Annotated in this window: 15 protein-coding genes; 7 read left to right on the top strand and 8 right to left on the bottom strand. The window is 70.5% G+C overall.

Annotated features, from left to right (window positions below):
• Window positions 1-444: 444 nt before the first annotated feature.
• Entirely contained in the window at window positions 445-972 is a 528-nt protein-coding gene (locus tag DFR50_RS20355; RefSeq protein WP_113891087.1) for a PEP-CTERM sorting domain-containing protein, read from the top strand.
• 160 nt (window positions 973-1,132) lie between these two features.
• Here DFR50_RS20355 and DFR50_RS20350 read toward each other — a convergent pair whose 3' ends face one another.
• Window positions 1,133-1,726, bottom strand: a complete 594-nt coding sequence (locus DFR50_RS20350; protein ID WP_170153306.1) for a LexA family transcriptional regulator — start codon at window positions 1,724-1,726, stop codon at window positions 1,133-1,135.
• Between the two features lie 223 nt (window positions 1,727-1,949).
• On the opposite strand from DFR50_RS20350, the gene DFR50_RS20345 reads away from it, so the two are divergent.
• Both DFR50_RS20345 and DFR50_RS20340 read left to right on the top strand, forming a co-directional pair.
• Entirely contained in the window at window positions 1,950-2,165 is a 216-nt protein-coding gene (locus DFR50_RS20345; RefSeq protein WP_113891085.1) for a hypothetical protein, read from the top strand.
• On the top strand, window positions 2,162-2,803 hold the full coding sequence (locus DFR50_RS20340; protein WP_113891084.1) for a hypothetical protein: 642 nt from the start codon (window positions 2,162-2,164) through the stop codon (window positions 2,801-2,803). The genes DFR50_RS20345 and DFR50_RS20340 overlap by 4 nt, the downstream gene beginning before the upstream one ends.
• 117 nt (window positions 2,804-2,920) lie before the next feature.
• Here the strand turns inward: DFR50_RS20340 and DFR50_RS20335 are convergent, their stop codons facing one another.
• From DFR50_RS20335 to DFR50_RS20325, 3 genes are all read right to left on the bottom strand, one after another.
• Window positions 2,921-4,564 carry an NRAMP family divalent metal transporter gene (locus DFR50_RS20335; protein WP_113891083.1) on the bottom strand — a complete coding sequence of 548 codons (1,644 nt, stop codon included), beginning with the start codon at window positions 4,562-4,564 and terminating at the stop codon, window positions 2,921-2,923.
• Between the two features lie 406 nt (window positions 4,565-4,970).
• Window positions 4,971-5,198: a PsiF family protein gene (locus DFR50_RS20330; RefSeq protein WP_113891082.1), complete on the bottom strand. Its 228-nt coding sequence runs from the start codon at window positions 5,196-5,198 to the stop codon at window positions 4,971-4,973.
• A 162-nt stretch (window positions 5,199-5,360) separates the two neighbouring features.
• Window positions 5,361-5,975, bottom strand: a complete 615-nt coding sequence (locus tag DFR50_RS20325) for an arylesterase (protein WP_113891102.1) — start codon at window positions 5,973-5,975, stop codon at window positions 5,361-5,363.
• Window positions 5,976-6,119: 144 nt separating this feature from the next.
• On the opposite strand from DFR50_RS20325, the gene DFR50_RS20320 reads away from it, so the two are divergent.
• From DFR50_RS20320 to DFR50_RS20305, 4 genes are all read left to right on the top strand, one after another.
• Complete coding sequence (locus DFR50_RS20320; RefSeq protein WP_113891081.1) at window positions 6,120-6,809, top strand: ABC transporter ATP-binding protein; 690 nt, start codon at window positions 6,120-6,122, stop codon at window positions 6,807-6,809.
• Window positions 6,806-9,379 carry an ABC transporter permease gene (locus DFR50_RS20315; RefSeq protein WP_113891080.1) on the top strand — a complete coding sequence of 858 codons (2,574 nt, stop codon included), beginning with the start codon at window positions 6,806-6,808 and terminating at the stop codon, window positions 9,377-9,379. Before DFR50_RS20320 ends, DFR50_RS20315 begins: the two co-directional genes overlap by 4 nt.
• 578 nt (window positions 9,380-9,957) lie before the next feature.
• The gene (locus DFR50_RS20310) at window positions 9,958-10,137 is read left to right on the top strand and encodes a hypothetical protein (protein WP_245427995.1); all 180 of its coding nucleotides are present in this window, start codon (window positions 9,958-9,960) and stop codon (window positions 10,135-10,137) included.
• 249 nt (window positions 10,138-10,386) lie between these two features.
• A complete protein-coding gene (locus DFR50_RS20305) occupies window positions 10,387-12,075 on the top strand; it encodes an AMP-binding protein (RefSeq protein WP_245427999.1) in 1,689 nt (562 codons plus the stop codon).
• Window positions 12,076-12,246: 171 nt separating this feature from the next.
• On the opposite strand, the gene DFR50_RS20300 is transcribed toward DFR50_RS20305, so the two are convergent.
• The 4 genes from DFR50_RS20300 to DFR50_RS20285 are packed head-to-tail and all read right to left on the bottom strand — an operon-like array spanning window position 12,247 to window position 17,065.
• The gene (locus tag DFR50_RS20300) at window positions 12,247-13,773 is read right to left on the bottom strand and encodes a TolC family protein (RefSeq protein WP_113891079.1); all 1,527 of its coding nucleotides are present in this window, start codon (window positions 13,771-13,773) and stop codon (window positions 12,247-12,249) included.
• The gene (locus DFR50_RS20295; RefSeq protein WP_113891078.1) at window positions 13,760-15,748 is read right to left on the bottom strand and encodes an FUSC family protein; all 1,989 of its coding nucleotides are present in this window, start codon (window positions 15,746-15,748) and stop codon (window positions 13,760-13,762) included. The genes DFR50_RS20300 and DFR50_RS20295 overlap by 14 nt, the downstream gene beginning before the upstream one ends.
• Window positions 15,729-16,778, bottom strand: coding sequence for a multidrug transporter subunit MdtN (gene mdtN / locus DFR50_RS20290; protein WP_113891077.1), 1,050 nt, complete (start codon window positions 16,776-16,778; stop codon window positions 15,729-15,731). The genes DFR50_RS20295 and mdtN overlap by 20 nt, the downstream gene beginning before the upstream one ends.
• Before the next feature lie 2 nt (window positions 16,779-16,780).
• Window positions 16,781-17,065: a hypothetical protein gene (locus DFR50_RS20285; protein WP_113891100.1), complete on the bottom strand. Its 285-nt coding sequence runs from the start codon at window positions 17,063-17,065 to the stop codon at window positions 16,781-16,783.
• Between the last annotated feature and the right edge of the window lie 223 nt (window positions 17,066-17,288).

The following is a 17,288-nucleotide window of genomic DNA, read 5'->3' as shown; positions in this document are numbered from 1 at the left end:
CTCGCGTGAGGCTCTACCCGGCCTATCCGAGCAACCCTCGCAAGGCGCATCGAGGACGGGCCGCCCCGCCTCCGCAAGGACATACAGTCTTCGTCGCTTTGCTCCTCGCAATGACGGGGTTGGGAGCTACCCTTCGCCGCATCGGCGTTCCGGCGTCTTTCTGCCCCCGCGAAAAAAGCGAAAATCGAGGCCGCCGGGCCACCGTCCCTTCGCTCGGAGCCGCCGTGGCGTTGCGTCGACCCCCGGCGCCCCTCACGACTCCTTCATCGGGCTCAGGACCATCGTCCCCGCGAACGCGACTGGATTGCCGCGCCGTTGTCATCTGGTAACGTTGACTCCGGAACGCCGGTCACATAGCCTTCGTCAAGGTCTTGTAAGCGTTGAACCGCTGGATGTTTGTAACATTCAGGCGCTGCGGGCTGACATAATAGGGGGTTTGACTACATGAGCGGAATCTTGACTGCGGCTCTCGCCGCCGCTGGCCTATTCGTGGCCGCTTCGGCAAGCGCAACCACGTTGGATGTCACCCTGTTCGACGGCAGCGGAACGATCGCGTCCTGGACGCAAGACTCGCAGCCTGCACTGGCCGGAAGTAACGATGGGTTCGGGACTGCCCCCTACGTCTCCAATTTCACGTCCGGGACTCTGTCTTCGGTCAGCTTTGTGTGGTACTACGACTCTACGGCAAGCCAGTTTGCCTTCATCCCTAACGACGGCAACTTCTACGTATCGACCCCTGGTCAGGCCTATACTGGAAGCGAAAGCTCCCCGACGTTCGCAGCGGGCACGTATGACGGCACGTGGGTCCCGTTCACCGGCTCGACCGTTTCGGCGACGCTGAAATTCAGCGTGGAGGGTTCGACCCCGACCGTGCCCGAACCCTCGACCTGGGCGATGATGATCGCGGGCTTCGCGGGGCTGGGCTTCGTGGGGTATCGGGCCTCGCGGAAGGCCGCCGCCGCCACGGCGTAATCGCCGTTCGATCCATCGATCCTGCGACGCCGCCTTTAGGGCGGCGTTTTGCGTCGGCCGCCGGTCTGGTCGTCGACCCGCGCCGGGGGAAGCTCGCTTTGCGCGCGGAGCGCGGCGCGGCGCGCGCGCCTCGACTGCGGACGGCCGATGGCGTTTTCCCTCACTTCGGCCGCATTTCGCGCACCGGCGCCGCCCAGTCGAGGCCGACGTCGTAGATCGGCGGCTCGGTGTTGGAGAGCAGGTTCCACAGGCCGGTCTGCGGGCTCTTCTTCAGCGCCTTGATCAGCACCCGGCCGTCGGTCAGGCCGCACACGCACATGCGCCCGATCAGGCTCTCGTCGGGCGGGTCGCGGACGTCGTCGTAGAAGACGAGCCAGTTGTCGAACAGCGCGCCGAGCGAATGGCCGCGGATCTGCACCGCGACGGTGTTGGGCTTGGCGCCGATCGGGGCGTCGACGTCGTCGAACGGGCCCTGGCCTTCGGCGTAGAAATGGGCGACGGCGCCGGCCCCGACGTAGCCGACGAGGGGCGCCTTGGGCTGGATCGGCTTGCCGCCGCCGCCCAACGGTCGAGGCGGATCGATGCCGAGGTATTCGGCGACGATCGGGATCTCGTCGGCGCGCAAGCGGCGATGGCCGTTGAGCAGATCGGTCACGGCCGAAGGCGAGCGGCCGAGCGCCTTGGCGAGGCCGCTGCGGGTTTTGCCGGTGTGCTTGAGCCCGGCGCGGATCCAGTCGACGGTCACGTGCTCCATCCCCTGTTTCGCAGGCGCCGGGCGCATTTTGCGCGCCCGAATCGGCGACGCCTTGCGACTGGTGTGATTAACCACGCTTTCCGAAAAACAGCAATATCGAAAAAACAAAATGTTGACGAACGATTTGGATTCGCAGAAAGTGAACAAACCAAGAACGTGACTTGAAGCGTCCCTTACCGGCCGTGTTCCCGGCCACGCCGAACAGACCATGAGGAGGCCATCGATGAAGGCCCCCCGCAAGCCCGCCAAGACGGATACCGCTCGCGCCGAGGCGAAACGCGCCTCAGCCGCCCATCTCGCCGACCTCCGCCGCGCGCATCGGTCGCCGCCGCCGGACGTGGGGCTTCCGAGCCGCGCGGCGGTCCGGCTCGTCTGTCCGATCCCGGACGCCTCCTGGTGCTCGTCGCCGGCGCAGCTGTGCGCGGAGCTGGCCGAATGAGCGCCGCCTGCAAAAAACCCGCTGCCAAGGGCTCCGGCAAGAAGTCCGGCCGTTCGGCCAAGACCCTCGCCGAGGCTGCCGAAGCGCGGCTCGACGCGACGCCCGAGCGGCTCGCCCGGGCGCAAGACGCGGGCGCGGCGGCCACCCGCGACGCCGACCCCCGGGCCGAGACCCGGGGGGTGCGGCGCATCCTCGACCCGTTCGACGTCATGCGGGCCAACCGCGTGCTCGCGCCGCACGACCCGAAGCTCAACGACATCCGCTGGCTGATCGGCGAGCAGCTGCGCAGGACCCACCAGCGCGCAAGGCTCGACAACCTGCGCGCCGTCGCCCTGGACCGGGTCGGAACCACCGGCTTCGGCCCCCGCCCGGGCTTGCCGCAGGGCGAGGCGGCGCTGCACGCGCGCGACAAGCTGCGCAAGGCCGAAGACCGGGTCGGCCCGGCCGCCTGGCCGATTCTGACCCGCATCGTCATCGACGGGGCCGGGGTGCGCGAGTGCCGCGGCTTTATCCCGGAACTGGCGACGCCGTGGCGGGCGGACGCGGTGGTGACGGACCGGCTGCGAGTCGGGCTCGACCTCCTGGGCGAGCTTCTGGGCGTGACGGCGAGGGGAAGGGGCGCGGGCGACCGTGGCTGAGGGCCGCTCGTTTCGCGCGCCGTCCGACGGCGCGGCCGCGCTCCCCGAGCGCGGTTAGCGGTCACAAGAGCGGCCGGCGGCCGGATTCCCCCGGTCGCCGCGCGACGCCTCGGCCCCTCACCCCCCGCCGACCGCCAGCGTCACGATCCGGACCAGCACCAGGCCGCCGGCGACGACGAGGTAGAGGCGCATCGCGCCCATCCAGGTTTTCGCCGCGAACGACACCCTTGCGGGCGGCAGGGTCGCAAGCGGCGGCATGCGCCAAGTGTCGCGGTTGATCGCAAGCGTCGAGGCCGGTTCGGCCGCGCCCTTGCGCCCGAACGCCATCGACATGAGCGCGATCGCCGCCGCCGCGACCCCGCCGAGGACGAGAATGACGACGATGGTCCGCGGGCCGGTCGAGTCGGGGAACAGGACCGACGCGGTCAGGATCACCGACAGCGCGACCAGCCCCGCGATCACCGCGCCGGTCAGCGCGTTGACGAAGCGTCCGTTGACCCACGGCCCGAGCACCGCCCTGTCGTTGCACAGCAGCAGCAGGAACACGGTCGCGCTCGGCAGCAGCACGCCAGCCAGCGTCTGCACCGCGACGGTGAGCAAGCCGAGCGGCGCGCCCGGCGTGAGCACGATTCCCGCCGCGATCGCGATCAGGAGGACGTAGACGGCGTAAAAACCCTTGGCGTCCTTGACCCCGCGATGCAGCGAGTGGCGCACCGAAAACACGTCGCCGAGCGCATAGGCCGTCGACAGCGACACCGCCGAGGCGCCGATCAGCGCCGCGTCGATCAGCGCGATCGCGAACATCACGCCCACCGCCCGGCCGGCGTATTTCTCGAGCCCGACCGCGATCGCGCCGGCGTCGCTGAAGTTGCCGAATTCCGGCGTTCCGGCAAAGGCCTGCGCGGTGAAGGCGATGATCGCCGCGGCGCCGACGATCACGAGCGCGATGCCGAGCCACAGGTCGAGCCGCTCGTAGCGGATGAACCGGGGCGTGATGCGCTTGTCAATGACGTAGCTCTGCTGGAAGAACAACTGCCACGGCGCGACCGTCGTGCCGACGATGGCGATGACCAGCAGCATCACGTCGCTGAGCTTTCCGGTCGCCGGCAATTGCGGAACGACGAAGTCGTGCGCCGCCTGCCCGAGCGGCGGGTTCACCATCAGACAGATCGGGATCAACAACAGGCTGCCGAACACCAGCGCCAGCGAGAACCGCTCGAACCGCCGGAAATCGCCCGTGCTCGCCGCGGCCACGATCAGCCCGGCCGCGATGACGACGCCCACGACCTTGTTGAGGCCGAGGTAGTCGAGCGCCAGGCTGATGCCGATGAACTCGGTGACGATCGTCAGCGCGTTGAGCAGAAACAGGTCGACGACGCTGAAGGCGCCCCAGAATTTTCCGAACCGCTCGAAGATCAGGCGGGCGTGGCCGACGCCGGTGACGGCGCCGAGGCGCAGCACCATCTCCTGGTTGACGTAGAGCACCGGAATCAGGAGCGCGAGCGTCCACAGCAGCGTCGTGCCGTAGGTCTGGCCCGCCTGTCCGTAGGTGGCGAACGCGCCCGCGTCGTTGTCGCCGGCCATGACGATCAGGCCGGGGCCAATGATGGCGAGCAGGGTCGTGAGGCGATGCTTCCAGGTTTCGCGCGGGGCGACGTCGCCGTGCAGGATCGTGCCGAAGGCGCCCTGGATGTGGCCTATGTGGGCGACGTCGAGCACGGCGGCCTCGACCGGCTCGGCGATTGTGACGTTTACGCTCATGGGGTTCGCTCCTTTCGCCGACGCCGGCGCGAGGCGCGAACCCGCCGACGATCAGTCGGCGACAGGTCGCAACGGCGCGGAGGCGGCGTCGGGTCGGATGGGGAAAACTAGGGGTCCCGCCGGACGCCGGAGCGCTGCGACGGGGCGACTAGGGCCGTCGTTCAAGTCTGTCTCCTCTTTACGGCCGCGAGCGATCGCGGGTCCCTGACGGGACGCGCCGTTCGTGCGGCAATCGAACCGTCGCGCGCCGGCCGACCGTCATCGAATCGTCACAACCCACGCGAACGCGTTCAAAGTGAGCATGATCGAAGGCCGAGGTCAACCGGGGCCATGCGGCGCGATTTGTCGCGCTCACGCCCGCCAAACCAAAAACCGGCGCGGCTGAGCCACCCGCAGGCGGCGGACCTCAGTCCCCGTGCTTGCAGTCGCGCATGAAGCGTTTGCGCGGCTTGCCGTGCAGGTCCTTCGCGTCGGCCTTCTGCGAACATTCGAGCGACCTGGCCGTGCGGGCGCCGGCGTCGCCAGGGGCGCCGCCCGTCGGCGCCGCCGGGTCGGATGCGGCGTCGAACGCCCAGGCGCCGCCGGAGACGAGCGCCGAGAGCGCCGCCGCGCAAGCCAGTCCCTTGATCCGCATGTCGAAGCCCGTCCCGTCCTGTTCGGCCCGCGCCGCCCGGGCGCCGCTTATAGGCGCAGTCGACGGAAATTCAACCGGAGTTGACGGACGTGACCGCCACAGTCCATGGGCGAGCGCGCAACGCCTGCAGTCGATCGGCTCCCCGACGACAGCCCCGCGTGTCTAGCGCTTCGCCTGCCCGAGCAGCGTCTCGACCGACGGCAGGATTCGCCCGACGATCACGGCCGCGCCGGCCGCGGTCGGGTGCAGGCCGTCCGGCTGGTTGAGCTTTGCGTCGCCGGCGACGCCGTCGAGATAGAACGGGTAGAGGACCGCGCCGTACTCGGCCGCCAGCGCCGGATAGATCGCGTCGAACGCCCGGTCGTAGTCGGCGCCGAGGTTCGGCGCCGCGCGCATGCCGGCGACGAGGGTCGGCAAATGCGCCGCCTTCGCCCGGTCGAGGATCGCGGCGAGCGTCTGTTTCGTGCGCTCGGGCGGCAGTCCGCGCAGCATGTCATTGGCGCCGAGCTCGACGATCAGCGCGTCGGCGTCGGGCGGAACCGCCCAGTCGAAGCGCGCGAGGCCGTCCTCGGCCGTGTCGCCGGAGACGCCGGCGTTGACCACCGCCACGTCCCAACCCTTGGCGCGCAGCGCCGCCTCGAGCTGGTCGGGAAAGGCCTTTCCGGGCGGCAGGCCGTAGCCCGCGGTCAGGCTGTCGCCGAGCGCGACGACCTTCAGGGTTCGAGCGGAAGCGGGGGCGGCGAAGGCGAGCGCCAGAAGCCAGAGGAGGGCGGCCATTCGCAACGATCGGGGCGCGCCGCCTTGCCGGACCCCGCGAGGCGCCCTTTCGACGTCGTGACGCCCGGCCGCCGGGGCGGTCGGCTGGACGAACGCCCGTCCGTAACCATATGTGTGCGGCCCCGCCGTCAGGATTTCCCGCATATGAGCCTTCCCGCAGTCGCGATGCGCGGCGTCGACCTCAGCCTCGGCCGAGGCGCCGCCCGCGTGCATATCTTGCGCGACGTCGGCCTGACAATCGCGCGGGGCGAAGCGGTCGGAATCGTCGGGCCGTCCGGATCGGGCAAGTCGACCCTGCTCATGATCATGGCCGGTCTCGAGCGGCCGGACCGCGGCGAGGTTGCGATCGACGGGGTGAGCGTCACGACGTTGAGCGAGGACGCCCTCGCCCGATTCCGCGGCGCCCGGGTCGGCATCGTGTTCCAATCCTTTCACCTCATCCCCACCATGACGGCGCTCGAGAATGTCGCAGCGCCGCTCGAGCTCGCCGGCCGGCGCGACGCCTTCGCCCGCGCCCGCGAGGAACTCGATCTGGTCGGCCTCGCCAGCCGGATGAGCCATTATCCGACGCAGCTTTCCGGGGGCGAGCAACAGCGCGTCGCGCTCGCCCGCGCGCTCGCGCCGAAACCGTCGCTGCTGATCGCCGACGAGCCGACCGGCAATCTCGACGAGACGACCGGCCGCGCGATCATGGACCTGATCTTCGAACTGCCGGGCCGCTTCGGCGCGACGCTGGCGCTCGTCACCCACGACCCGGCGCTCGCTGCGCGCTGCGACCGGGTCATCCGGATGCGCTCGGGCGCGGTCGAGGGTGCGCTCCTGGTCCCGGCATGAACGGGGTCCCCGCTCCCCCGGTTCCGCAAACCCTCGCGCTGCTGCGCTTCGCGCTGCGCGATCTGCGCGGCGGCCTCGCGGGATTGTGGATCTTTTTCGTCTGCATCGCGCTCGGGGTGACGGCGATCGTCGGCGTCGAGAGCCTCGCCGGCGCGCTGAACCACGGCCTCGCCCGCCAGGGTCGCGTCCTTCTCGGCGGCGACGCCTCGTTTTCTCTGATCCACCGCCAGCTCACGCCCGAGGAGCGGGCGTTTCTCGCGCGTTCCGGAACGCTGTCGACGGTCGCCACCCTGCGGGGAATGGCGCGCGCGGCGAGCGGCGACGCGGCGCTGGTCGAGGTCAAGGCGGTCGAGCCGTCGTGGCCGTCGCTGGGCGAGGCGACGTTTGCGCCCCCGATCGCCCCCGCCGAGGCGCTTCGCGAAACGAACGGCGTGTTCGGCGCCGCGGCGGAGGAGGCGCTGCTCGCCCGCCTGAACCTCGCGGTCGGCGACACCTTTCACCTCGGCGAGGCGACCTTCGTCCTGCGCGCGGTGGTCGCGAGCGAGCCCGATCGGCTCGCCGTCGGCGTCGGCTTCGGGCCGCGCCTGCTGATCTCGCAGGCCGCGCTCGAGGCGACCCGCCTGGTGCAGCCCGGCTCACTGACGCGCTGGACCACCCGGATCGTGATGGACGGGCCGCACGGCGCGCCGGACGAAGCGGCGGTGCGGGCCTTCGTCGCGGCGGCGAACACGGCGTTCCCGGAAGCCGGCTGGGAGACGCGCTCGCGCCTCGCGGTCTCGCCCGACTTCAGCCGCAGCGTCGACCGCTTCGCCGAATTTTTGACGCTCGCGGGCTTGCTGTCGCTGGTCGTCGGCGGCGTCGGCGTCGCCAACGCCGCGCAAGGGTTCGTCGAGCGCAAGCGCGCGACGCTGGCGATTCTGAAAGCAATCGGGGCGACGGGAACGGGCGTCGTGGCGATCGCCGCGGTCGAGTTCCTGATCGTCGCCCTCGCTGGGGCGCTCGCGGGCGCAGCCGCCGGAGCAGCCATTCCCTTCGCCGTCGCGGCGCTGCTGGCGAACATCATTCCCGTTCCGCTCGAGCCTTCGGTCGAGGTCCGCGTGGTCGGGCTCGGGCTCGCCTACGGACTCCTGACGGCGCTCGCCTTCGCCCTGCCGCCGCTGTCGCGCGCCCACGACCTGCCGGTCACGACGCTGATCCGCGACCTCGCCGAGGAGCGGCAGGGTTTTCCACGCGCCCGTTACCTCGCCGTGGCCGGGCTCGCCGCCGCGGCCCTCGTCGCGCTCGCCGTGCTCACGAGCCCGCAGCCGACGATCGCGCTCGCCGTCGCCGGGGCGACGCTCGCGGCCTTCGTCGTCCTGCGGCTGGTGGCGCTCGGCCTCGCGCTGGCGGCCCGGCGCGCGCCGGTCAAGCGGCCGGTGGAACTGCGCATGGCGCTCGCCGCCATCCATCGCCCGGGCGCGCTGACGCCGTCGATCGTGCTGTCGCTCGGCCTCGGGCTCGCGGCGCTGACGAGCCTCGGCCTGATCGACTTCAACATGCGCAACGAGCTGCGCGAGACCCTGCCCGGGGTGACGCCGAGCTTCTTCTTCCTCGACCTGCGCGGCGCCGAGGCGCCGCGTTTCCTCGACTTCCTGAAACGCGAGGCGCCCGGCGCCAAGGTCAGCGAGACGCCGATGATGCGCGGCCGGTTCGTCACCCTGGCCGGGACGCCGGCGGCCAAGGTCAAGGCGAGCGAGAAGGTCGCCTGGGCGCTCGAAGGCGACCGCGGCGTGACCTTCGCCGCGACCCCGCCCGAGGGCTCCGAGGTCGTGGCGGGACAATGGTGGGCGAAGGACTATGCCGGGCCGCCGCTCGTCTCGATGGAGCGGGACGTCGCCGAAGGGCTCGGCGTCAAGGTCGGCGATGCGGTCACCGTCAACGTGCTCGGGCGCGACATCACGGCGACCGTCGCGAACCTGCGCAAGGTCAACTGGCGCAGCTACGCCATCAATTTCGTCCTCGTCTATTCCCCGAACACGTTTAGGGGCGCGCCATTCAGCGAGCTGGTGTCGGCCGCGCTGCCGGCGGGCGGCGCGCCGGAGACGGAGATCGCGCTCTTGCGCGCCACCGCGCGCGATTTCCCGTCGGTGGTCAGCGTGCGCGTGCACGACGCGCTGGAGACGATCGAGGGGCTGGTGGCGAAGCTGGCGCTGGCGATTCGCGCCGCGACCGGTGTCGCGCTCACGACCTCGGTGCTGGTCCTGGCCGGCGCGCTCGCCGCCAACCGGCGCGCCCGCCTCGCCGACGCGACGATTCTGAAGATTCTCGGCGCGACCCGCACCCGCCTCAGCGGCATGTTCCTGATCGAATACGCGATTCTGGGCAGCGCGACCGCCGCGTTCGGGATCGCGGCCGGGACGCTGATCGCCTGGGCGGTGGTGACCCGCATTCTGTTCGCCGAGTTCGTGTTCGACTGGACCTCGGCGCTCGCCGCGGCGGGCGGCGGCCTCGCCTTCACCGTGATCCTCGGCATGATCGGCGCGTGGCGGATTCTCGGGACAGCGCCGGCGGCTTTCCTGCGGGAATTGTGACAGGCATCGCCTTGAGGATAGAGTCTGTACCTCTTGATTAGCGACGTATCTTCCAACCCCGTCATTGCGAGGAGCAATGCGACAAAGCAATCCACGACGCCATTTGCGTCCATTTAGCAAGGATTGCTCCGTCTTCTGCTCGCAACGAAGCCCGAGGGACGGCATGGCGGTTCACGAGCCGCAACAGCAGCGCAAGCGGCCCCTGGATCGCCGCGCTTCGCTCGCGATGACGGCGTTCTTCGGCGTCCACCTTGGGCGTTACCAAACGACTCTGTTGTTCAGACTTGCTATTGAAGTCATTCTTTCTAGAGCATGATGAAATCAGGGGGAAAGACCGCCGTCCTTGCGAGCCGAAGGCGAAGCAACCCAGGCGCCGCAGCGTCCCTGGCGTAGATTGCTTCGCTTCGCTCGCAAGGACGGACCTCGAGTCATCCTGCGCTGGTTCTTCGGCCATTTGCCCGAAGTCGCGCATTTTCCCACATGAGCCGGGCTCTGTCTGCGGGACTTGGGGCGCCAACCGCATCTGGGACGCCGCCCCCTCGAGATCGTGATCGGATTGCGCGGAAGGGATCAGGCCCATGACGTTCACCGCCGCCCGCGTCACCGCCGCCGCCGAGGGGGCGCCGCGCCGCCGTTTCACCGTCGCCGAGGTCGAGGCGATGGTCGCGGCCGGCGTTTTGGACGAGGACGAGCGCATCGAGCTGATCGGGGGGAGTTGGTTCCGATGTCGCCCAAGGGGAGCCGCCATGAAGCCGTGAAGATTGCGCTCGTGGACAGATGGATCCGCGCGCGTCCCGCCGGCCTCGTCGTCGCCCAGCAAGCAACCAGCGCTGACTGAACGCAAATGAAGAAACGTTCCGCGCCGCGGGTCGTGTCCCACGAGCAAAAGCCCGCGACATCCCTGCGCGCATCGTGATACGGAAGCGGATCGGAGACGCGGTCGGTCGGCGATCGGATTCGCCGAGAGCGGCTTCAAAAACGATCGCGGGGGAGGGAACGTCGTGGCCTTGTTGACCCAATCCTACGTCCATGGCGCGAGCGCGACTCCGCTGCTGGGCGAGACCATCGGGGCGATGCTGCGGCGCGTGACGGCGGAAGGACCCGGCCGAATCGCCCAGATCACCCGCCATCAGGCCGTGCGCTGGAGCTACGCCGATCTCCTCGGCCGCGCGGAAGACCTCGCCGTCGGCCTTCGCCGGCTCGGCCTTAAGCCCGGCGACCGCATCGGCGTCTGGGCGGCCAATTGCAGCGAGTGGGTGCTGGCGCAGTTCGGGACGGCGCTCGCGGGGCTGATCCTGGTCAACATCAACCCGGCCTACCGGGCGCACGAGTTCGAATATGCGGTGAAGAAATCCGGCTGCCGCGCGCTGATCCTGAGCCCCGGCCACAAGAGCAACGACTATTTCGCCTGCCTTCGCTCGGTCGCCCCCGAGATCGACAGGGCCGCGCCCGGCCGGCTCAAGGCGGCGAAGCTGCCGAAGCTCGAAATCGTCATCCGCCTCGGGACCGAGCCGACCGCCGGCATGTTCAATTTCGAGGACGTGGCGGCGCCGGCCGACGAGGCCGAGCGCGCGGGGCTCGCCGCCTTCGGGGCGACGCTTCAGTTCGACGACCCGATCAACATCCAGTTCACCTCCGGCACCACGGGGGCGCCCAAGGGCGCGACGCTCACCCACCACAACATCCTCAACAACGGCTTCTTCATCGGCGAGGCGATGCGGCTGACGCCGGCCGACAGGCTCTGCATCCCCGTGCCCTACTACCATTGCTTCGGCATGGTGCTCGGCAACCTCGCCTGCGTCACCCACGGCGCGACGATGGTGAGCCCGTCCGAAGGCTTCGACCCCGTGGCCACGCTCGAGGCGGTCGAGGCCGAGGGCTGCACCGGCCTGCACGGCGTGCCGACCATGTTCATCGCCATGCTCGACCACCCCGAGTTCGACCGCTTCGACCTGAGGACGCTCAGGACCGGCATCATGGCCGGCTCCCCCTGCCCGGTCGAAGTGATGCGACGGGTGATCGAGATGATGCACATGCGCGAGGTGACGATCGCCTATGGCATGACGGAAACGAGCCCGGTCAGCTTCCAGAGCGCCTGCGACGACCCGATCGGGCGCCGGGTGTCGACGGTGGGGCGCGTCCAGCCGCATCTCGAAGTGAAGATCGTCGATCACGAGGGGCGGATCGTCCCGCCCGGCGTCGCCGGCGAACTGCTCACCCGCGGCTACAGCGTCATGCGCGGCTATTGGGACGATCCCGCCGGGACCGCGGCCGCGATCGACCCCGCCCGTTTCATGCACACCGGCGACCTCGCGACGATCGACGCGGAAGGCTATTGCAACATCGTTGGCCGGCTGAAGGACATGGTGATCCGCGGCGGCGAGAACATCTATCCGCGCGAGATCGAGGAGTTCCTCTACACCCACCCGGCGATCGCCGACGTCCAGGCGTTCGGCCTGCCGGATCCGAAATACGGCGAGGAGTTGTGCGTCTGGATCCGCCGCCGCGACGGGGCGGCGCTGACCGAAGAGGAGGTCGTCGCCTTCTGCAAGGCCTCGATCGCCCATTACAAGGTCCCGCGCTACGTCCGCTTCGTCGACGAATTTCCGATGACGGTGACCGGCAAGGCGCAGAAGTTCCTGATGCGCAAGGCGATGATGGACGCCCTGGCGCTGAGGGAAGAGAAGACGGCGTGACGGTCGCAGTCCCTCATCCGCCGCCATAGCCGGTCGTGAGGCGGGCGTCCTTTCGGACGCCTATGGCGGCCACCGGTCCCCCCTCCCGTGGGGGCAGGATCGCCCTCTCCCACAGCGAGAGGGACAGCCGCGAAGCGGCAGGGCGAGGGTCCGAGACGGGCGCCCTCCCGTTCATCCCGGCGCCCCGCCCAGCGCTCCCGTGGCGAGCGCGAGCGTCGCTGCTGCGGTCAGGACGGCGTTGGTGGAGTCGGCATAGGCGAGTTTCGCCTGCAGGAGCTGGGTCTCGGCGATGGTCGCGTCGGTGATCGAGCCGACGCCGTTGCGGTAGGCGGCGAGCGCGGCGTCGAACGTGGTCTGCGACGCCGACACGAGCGCGCTCGCGGCCGAGACCGCCGCGAGGCCGGTGCGCAGCGCGTTGTCGGCGACGACGATCTGGCGGACCGCGTCGTTGCGGATCTGGTCGAATTTCGCGCCGGCGCTGTCGGCGTCGGCCTCGGCCTGTTTCAGCGCCGCTTCGCGCGTTCCGCCGTCGTAGACGGGGACGGTCACCCCGGCGAGGATCGCGGCGCCGAGGCGGTTGTTGTTGATGTTGACGGTGGAGGACGCGGCGCCCAGCCCGGGAAGCGCGGTCACATCCAGACTGCCGGGATTGTAGGAGCCGGTGGCGCTGGTGAACACCTTCGGCAGGAACTCGGCTTCCGTCGCCCGCACCTTCGCCACAGCAGCCTTTTGCGCGGCATAGGCGCTCTGGATGTCGGGGCGACGCGCGATCGCCGCGGCGATCACGCCCTCGACCGGCTTCAGCATCGATGGCGAGAACGTCCGGCGCCCCGTGTCGGCGATCCGGATCGTCGTCAGCGGGGAGAGGCCGACCGCCGACAGCACGGCGACATAGGCGTCCCGCGCGCCCCCCTCCGCCTGGACGAGCGCCAGCCGCGCCTGCGCCGTCGCCTGACGCGTCTGGTCGCTCTCGACCACCGTCCCGACGCCGCGCCTGAACCGCTCTTCCGCGGCCGCCTCGACCGCGAGCGCGTTCGCCAGCGACTGCTTCGCCGTCGCAAACCGCGCCCGCGCGCCCTGGCAGCGATAATAGGCGAGCGAAACCTCGTAGATCACCTGCTGATGGGCGGCGGTGAAGGCGACGTCGGCGATGAACGAGGCCTGTTTCGCCGCCTCCACCACCGCCGCGCGCTCGCCGAAATCGAACAGCAGCCATTCGACCGAGACGACCGAGATCGCGCCGTGGCTCGAGCCGGCGCCGGCGAGGTTCACGCCGGCGGTCGAGTCGGAGCCGTTGGTCGCCTGGTAGCCGCCGACGACGCTGGCGCTGACCCTCGGCAGGTAGGCGCTCTCCGCGACTCCCGCCGCCAGCGCTGACCGCCGGGCGTCGTTCCAGGCGACGCGCGTGGCCGGATTGGTCGATTCGGCGAGGTCGATCAGTTGCGGCAGCGTATAGGTCTTGGCGCTGTCGATCTCGGGCGAAGCGGGAAGCGCGCGCAAGGCCGGATTGGGCGGCAGGACGTAGCCGGCGCCGCCGCCCGAGACGCCGGGCGCGCCGGCGATCGGTTCGCCCGCCGCGGTCGTCGCGGGCGTCCACGGCTTGTCCGGGCGGTCTGGCGCCATGTCGAGCGCGGAGGTCGCGCAGGACCCGAGCGCCAGCGCCGCGGCGAGCGCCGCCATGCGTTCAGGCGGGCGCATGACGCAATTCCTGCTCGTGAGGGGCCGGGGCCTGTTGCGCCGCGATCTGTTCCAGCGCAGTCAGCGGACCGTCGATCAGCGCCCGGACGGCTGCGGCCGCGTCGTCGTCAGGGGCCGCGCCCCCGCCCTGCGGCGGGGCGTCCGCCGGGACGGGGACGCCGGAAAACGCGTCCGCGATCCGCTCGAGGCGCCAGCGAACGGCGTCGCCCGGACCGGAAAGGAGCAGCATCGGCGCCGGCAGCGCCCTCATCTCCGCGACCGTCTCCCGGCGCCGGTCGAACCAGGCGCGGCTGGGCAGGATCGACTTCGGCTCATAGCGGGCGATCGCGAGGTCCTGGGCGAGCGCGTCGAGGTCGGTCTGCGCCGCCGCGACCAGCGCGCGGCGCGCCGGGGCGGATGCAGCCGCGGCGAGGGCGGCGAGCCGCCTCGCGAGCGCGGGAATCGCCCGGTCGACCTTCGCCGCGACGCTGACCGGCCGGACGCTGGTGAAGATCGCCGCGACCACCAGTTCGCCGAACAAAATGCCGACGATGCGGTCGCGGATGTCGCTCATGTCGAAGCTCGGGCCGGAACCCTGGGCGACGCAGATGTAGAAGGCGAGCGCGAGCTGGAACCCGACATAGCCGATGCGCGGGCTTCCGGCGGAAATCCAGGCCGACGCGAGGGCGCCGGCGAACACGATCGCCATCAGGGCGCCGATCGATTCGAGATGCGGCATCACGAACACGAGGGTCGCAAGGCCGACAGCGGCGCCGATCAGGCAGCCGGCGATGCGCAGGGTGATCTTCTCGATCGTCTCGGCCGTGGTTTCGAGGGCGACGACGTAGCAGGTGATGAGGCAGGTGTGGATGCCCGGCCAGTCGATCACCGAATAGACGAAGTAGCAGAAAAGCGCGGCCGCCGTGGTTTTCAGCGCGAAATAGACGTGAGCCGGGTCGGTGAAAGCGTCGTCGCGAAAGAAGCCGCTGTGTTCTTCCTTGGTGGATTCGGCCGCCGCGTCCGGCGGAGGCGGCTCGGCGAACGTCGCCATCGCGCCGCGCAGTCGCTGCAGCGCGCGCGCCGCGAGGGGCGGCAGGGCCGGGTCGTCGGCGCCCGGGTCCACGTCGACCGGATAGCCGCCGCTGTCGAGGATGTCGGCCATGTCCGCGAGCTTTGCGGACAGGTCCGCGCGCACCGAGGCGGGCCATTCCGCTCCGGGCGCCCGGTCGGCGAGGCCGATCAGTTCGAGAATCACCGCCGTCGAGCGGTCGGCCTCGGCGAGGGCTGCGACGATCGTGGGCGGCGTGCGCTCGACGCCGGCGAGCCGCAGCCGCGCCGGGACTTCCCCCGGGCCCTCGCGCAGGGCTTCCTCGAACGCCTGCCTGGCGCGCGCGTCGGGGGCGCCGAGCATCGCGGCGGCAAGTCTGAGCCGATGCGCCAGCGCGCGCTCGACCAGCCGGCGCGGCGACGGGCCGAAGGCGACGCTGACGACGATTGAAACGGCCGCGGGAATGCCGACGAACAGCCAGGCGTAAAGGAGCGCGCGCGTCGCGATCTCGCCGGACGGGACGGAGCCGAGCTTGTCCAGCGCATAGACGACGACGAGCGCGATCGTGCTCGCGACCGGCTTGAGCTTCGAGGCCGACCCGAGGAACAGGAGCCCGAACGACAGGACCGCAATCGCGACGACGCGCCGCAGCGGATCGTCCACCACTTCGGCCGCGATCAGGAACAGGAAGCCGACCAGCAGCGTCACCAGCGCCGTCATGACCACGCCGCCGAGGACGCTCGCCGTCCGGTCCGGCTTCATGATGAAGAAGACGAGGTAGATCGCGAGCCACGGCTCGGGGGTCTGGTAGACTTCCGTGATGAGCGCGACCAGGGCGCTGACCGCCGCGAGCCGCAGGGCGAAGGCGAGACGGCCGGGGAACGGGGCGAGGAGGTCGGCGAGCCTCGCGAGCCGGGGCGGCTCGCGGTCAGCGGCAGGCGGCGCCATGCTTCACCTCGACGACGGCGGAGGCGCCGAGCCTCATGAGCCCGGGCGGCGGGTTGTCCAGCCGCACGCGCACGGGGAATCTTTGCGCGACCCTGACCCAGTTCAGCGACCGCTCGACATAGGGCACGGATCGCAGCAGCGGGATGCGGTCGGTCGTGAGCACGCCGGCCGCGACGCCCTGGACGGTCCCCCGGATCGGCCGGGCGCGGTCGATCATCGAATAGACCGTGGCGCAATCGCCGACGGCGATGGCGGAGAGCTCCGTTTCCCGGAAATTCGCGATCGCGGCCCAGTCCTCGTCGCCGACCAGCGTGAACAGGTTCTGCGACGGCGCCACCATCTCGCCCGAAAGGACCGAGAGTCCGACCACGTGGCCGGACTGCGGCGCGCGCACCGCGGCGTCGTCGAGCGCGCGCTCGGCGATGGCGAGCGCGGCCGTGCGGGCGGCGACCGCGGCCTCCGCCCCGGCGACGCTGTCGATCGCCGCCACCGCGGCGGCCTGCTGGATTCTGGCCTGGCGCAGCGAGGTCGCGGCGTCCCGCTCGGCCGTCTCCGCCTGGTCGAGCTGCTGTTTGGGCGCATAGCCCTGTTGCGCGAGCGGGCGGAGCCTGGCGACGGTCCGGGTCGCGAGGTCGAGATTGGCCTCGGCGCGCCTGACCTGGTCGGCGGCGAGCGCCGCGGCGGCGCGCTGGGTCTCCACCGCGCGCGTCTGCGTCGCCAGCGCCGCGCGCGCCACGCCGAGGTCGGCGCGCGCCTGGTCGGCGGCGAGCCGGTACGGCGTCGGATCGATCTGAAACAAGAGGTCGCCCCGGTTCACCCGCTGGTTTTCGGCGACCGCAATGTCGACGATCCGTCCCCCGACCGCGGAGGCGATATGGACCACGTCGGCGTCGATCGTCGCGTCGTCGGTCGCGGGCGCCTCGGCGGCCCTGCGCAGCATCGAGGCGGAAAAGGCGATCGCGCCGGCGATGATCGCCAGCGAGACCAGCCAGCCGAGCAGGCTCTTCCGGGACTTCCCCGCCGCCCGCATCGCTAGCGCCCGAACCAGACGAGGGAACAGCCCAGCGCGGCCAAGACGCCGATCGCGCCGCAGACGAAAAACTGCAGCGGCAGGACGCCGGCGAGCCCGGTCGCGACGAAGATCCCGCGCGCGCCGGCGGCGGCGGCGAAACCGATCGCCGCGCACGCCATCCAGGCGGGAAAGAATGCGCCGGCGACCACGAAAGACGGAGCGCCCTGAACCGCGCAGCCGCTCAGGCACAGGGCGGAGACGAGGCCGAGGAGCCATGCCGGCGCGCGAAAAAGAGAATCCGGCAACCGCGCAACCCCGCTGAAACCATGCCCGTTGCGCAACCCGTCACGCGAGTCCTCGGCGCGAGGCGGCCTTTCGCCGCCACTATAGGCGCAAACCCGGTCGGCAGGCCACTCCGCAAGAGGCCCGCAATTCACCCTCCCGCGAGAGGCGACTTTTTTTCGGAGCGGCTCGGCCTCGGCGATCGGCCCCGGCGCGCTCGATCGACGGCGTCACCGCGCCGCGCCG

The organism is Roseiarcus fermentans (assembly GCF_003315135.1).
Taxonomy (GTDB): domain Bacteria; phylum Pseudomonadota; class Alphaproteobacteria; order Rhizobiales; family Beijerinckiaceae; genus Roseiarcus; species Roseiarcus fermentans.
This window is presented reverse-complemented; position numbering and strand designations above follow the sequence as displayed.

Excerpts from the sequence above, each read along its gene's own strand:
- DFR50_RS20355 (WP_113891087.1), top strand. The coding sequence starts at position 445 with ATGAGCGGAATCTTGACTGCGGCTCTCGCCGCCGCTGGCCTATTCGTG.
- DFR50_RS20330 (WP_113891082.1), bottom strand. The coding sequence starts at position 5,198 with ATGCGGATCAAGGGACTGGCTTGCGCGGCGGCGCTCTCGGCGCTCGTC.
- DFR50_RS20300 (WP_113891079.1), bottom strand. The coding sequence starts at position 13,773 with ATGCGCCCGCCTGAACGCATGGCGGCGCTCGCCGCGGCGCTGGCGCTC.
- DFR50_RS20335 (WP_113891083.1), bottom strand. The coding sequence starts at position 4,564 with ATGAGCGTAAACGTCACAATCGCCGAGCCGGTCGAGGCCGCCGTGCTC.
- DFR50_RS20345 (WP_113891085.1), top strand. The coding sequence starts at position 1,950 with ATGAAGGCCCCCCGCAAGCCCGCCAAGACGGATACCGCTCGCGCCGAG.
- DFR50_RS20350 (WP_170153306.1), bottom strand. The coding sequence starts at position 1,726 with ATGGAGCACGTGACCGTCGACTGGATCCGCGCCGGGCTCAAGCACACC.
- DFR50_RS20310 (WP_245427995.1), top strand. The coding sequence starts at position 9,958 with ATGACGTTCACCGCCGCCCGCGTCACCGCCGCCGCCGAGGGGGCGCCG.
- DFR50_RS20325 (WP_113891102.1), bottom strand. The coding sequence starts at position 5,975 with ATGGCCGCCCTCCTCTGGCTTCTGGCGCTCGCCTTCGCCGCCCCCGCT.
- DFR50_RS20315 (WP_113891080.1), top strand. The coding sequence starts at position 6,806 with ATGAACGGGGTCCCCGCTCCCCCGGTTCCGCAAACCCTCGCGCTGCTG.
- mdtN (WP_113891077.1), bottom strand. The coding sequence starts at position 16,778 with ATGCGGGCGGCGGGGAAGTCCCGGAAGAGCCTGCTCGGCTGGCTGGTC.
- DFR50_RS20340 (WP_113891084.1), top strand. The coding sequence starts at position 2,162 with ATGAGCGCCGCCTGCAAAAAACCCGCTGCCAAGGGCTCCGGCAAGAAG.
- DFR50_RS20295 (WP_113891078.1), bottom strand. The coding sequence starts at position 15,748 with ATGGCGCCGCCTGCCGCTGACCGCGAGCCGCCCCGGCTCGCGAGGCTC.
- DFR50_RS20320 (WP_113891081.1), top strand. The coding sequence starts at position 6,120 with ATGAGCCTTCCCGCAGTCGCGATGCGCGGCGTCGACCTCAGCCTCGGC.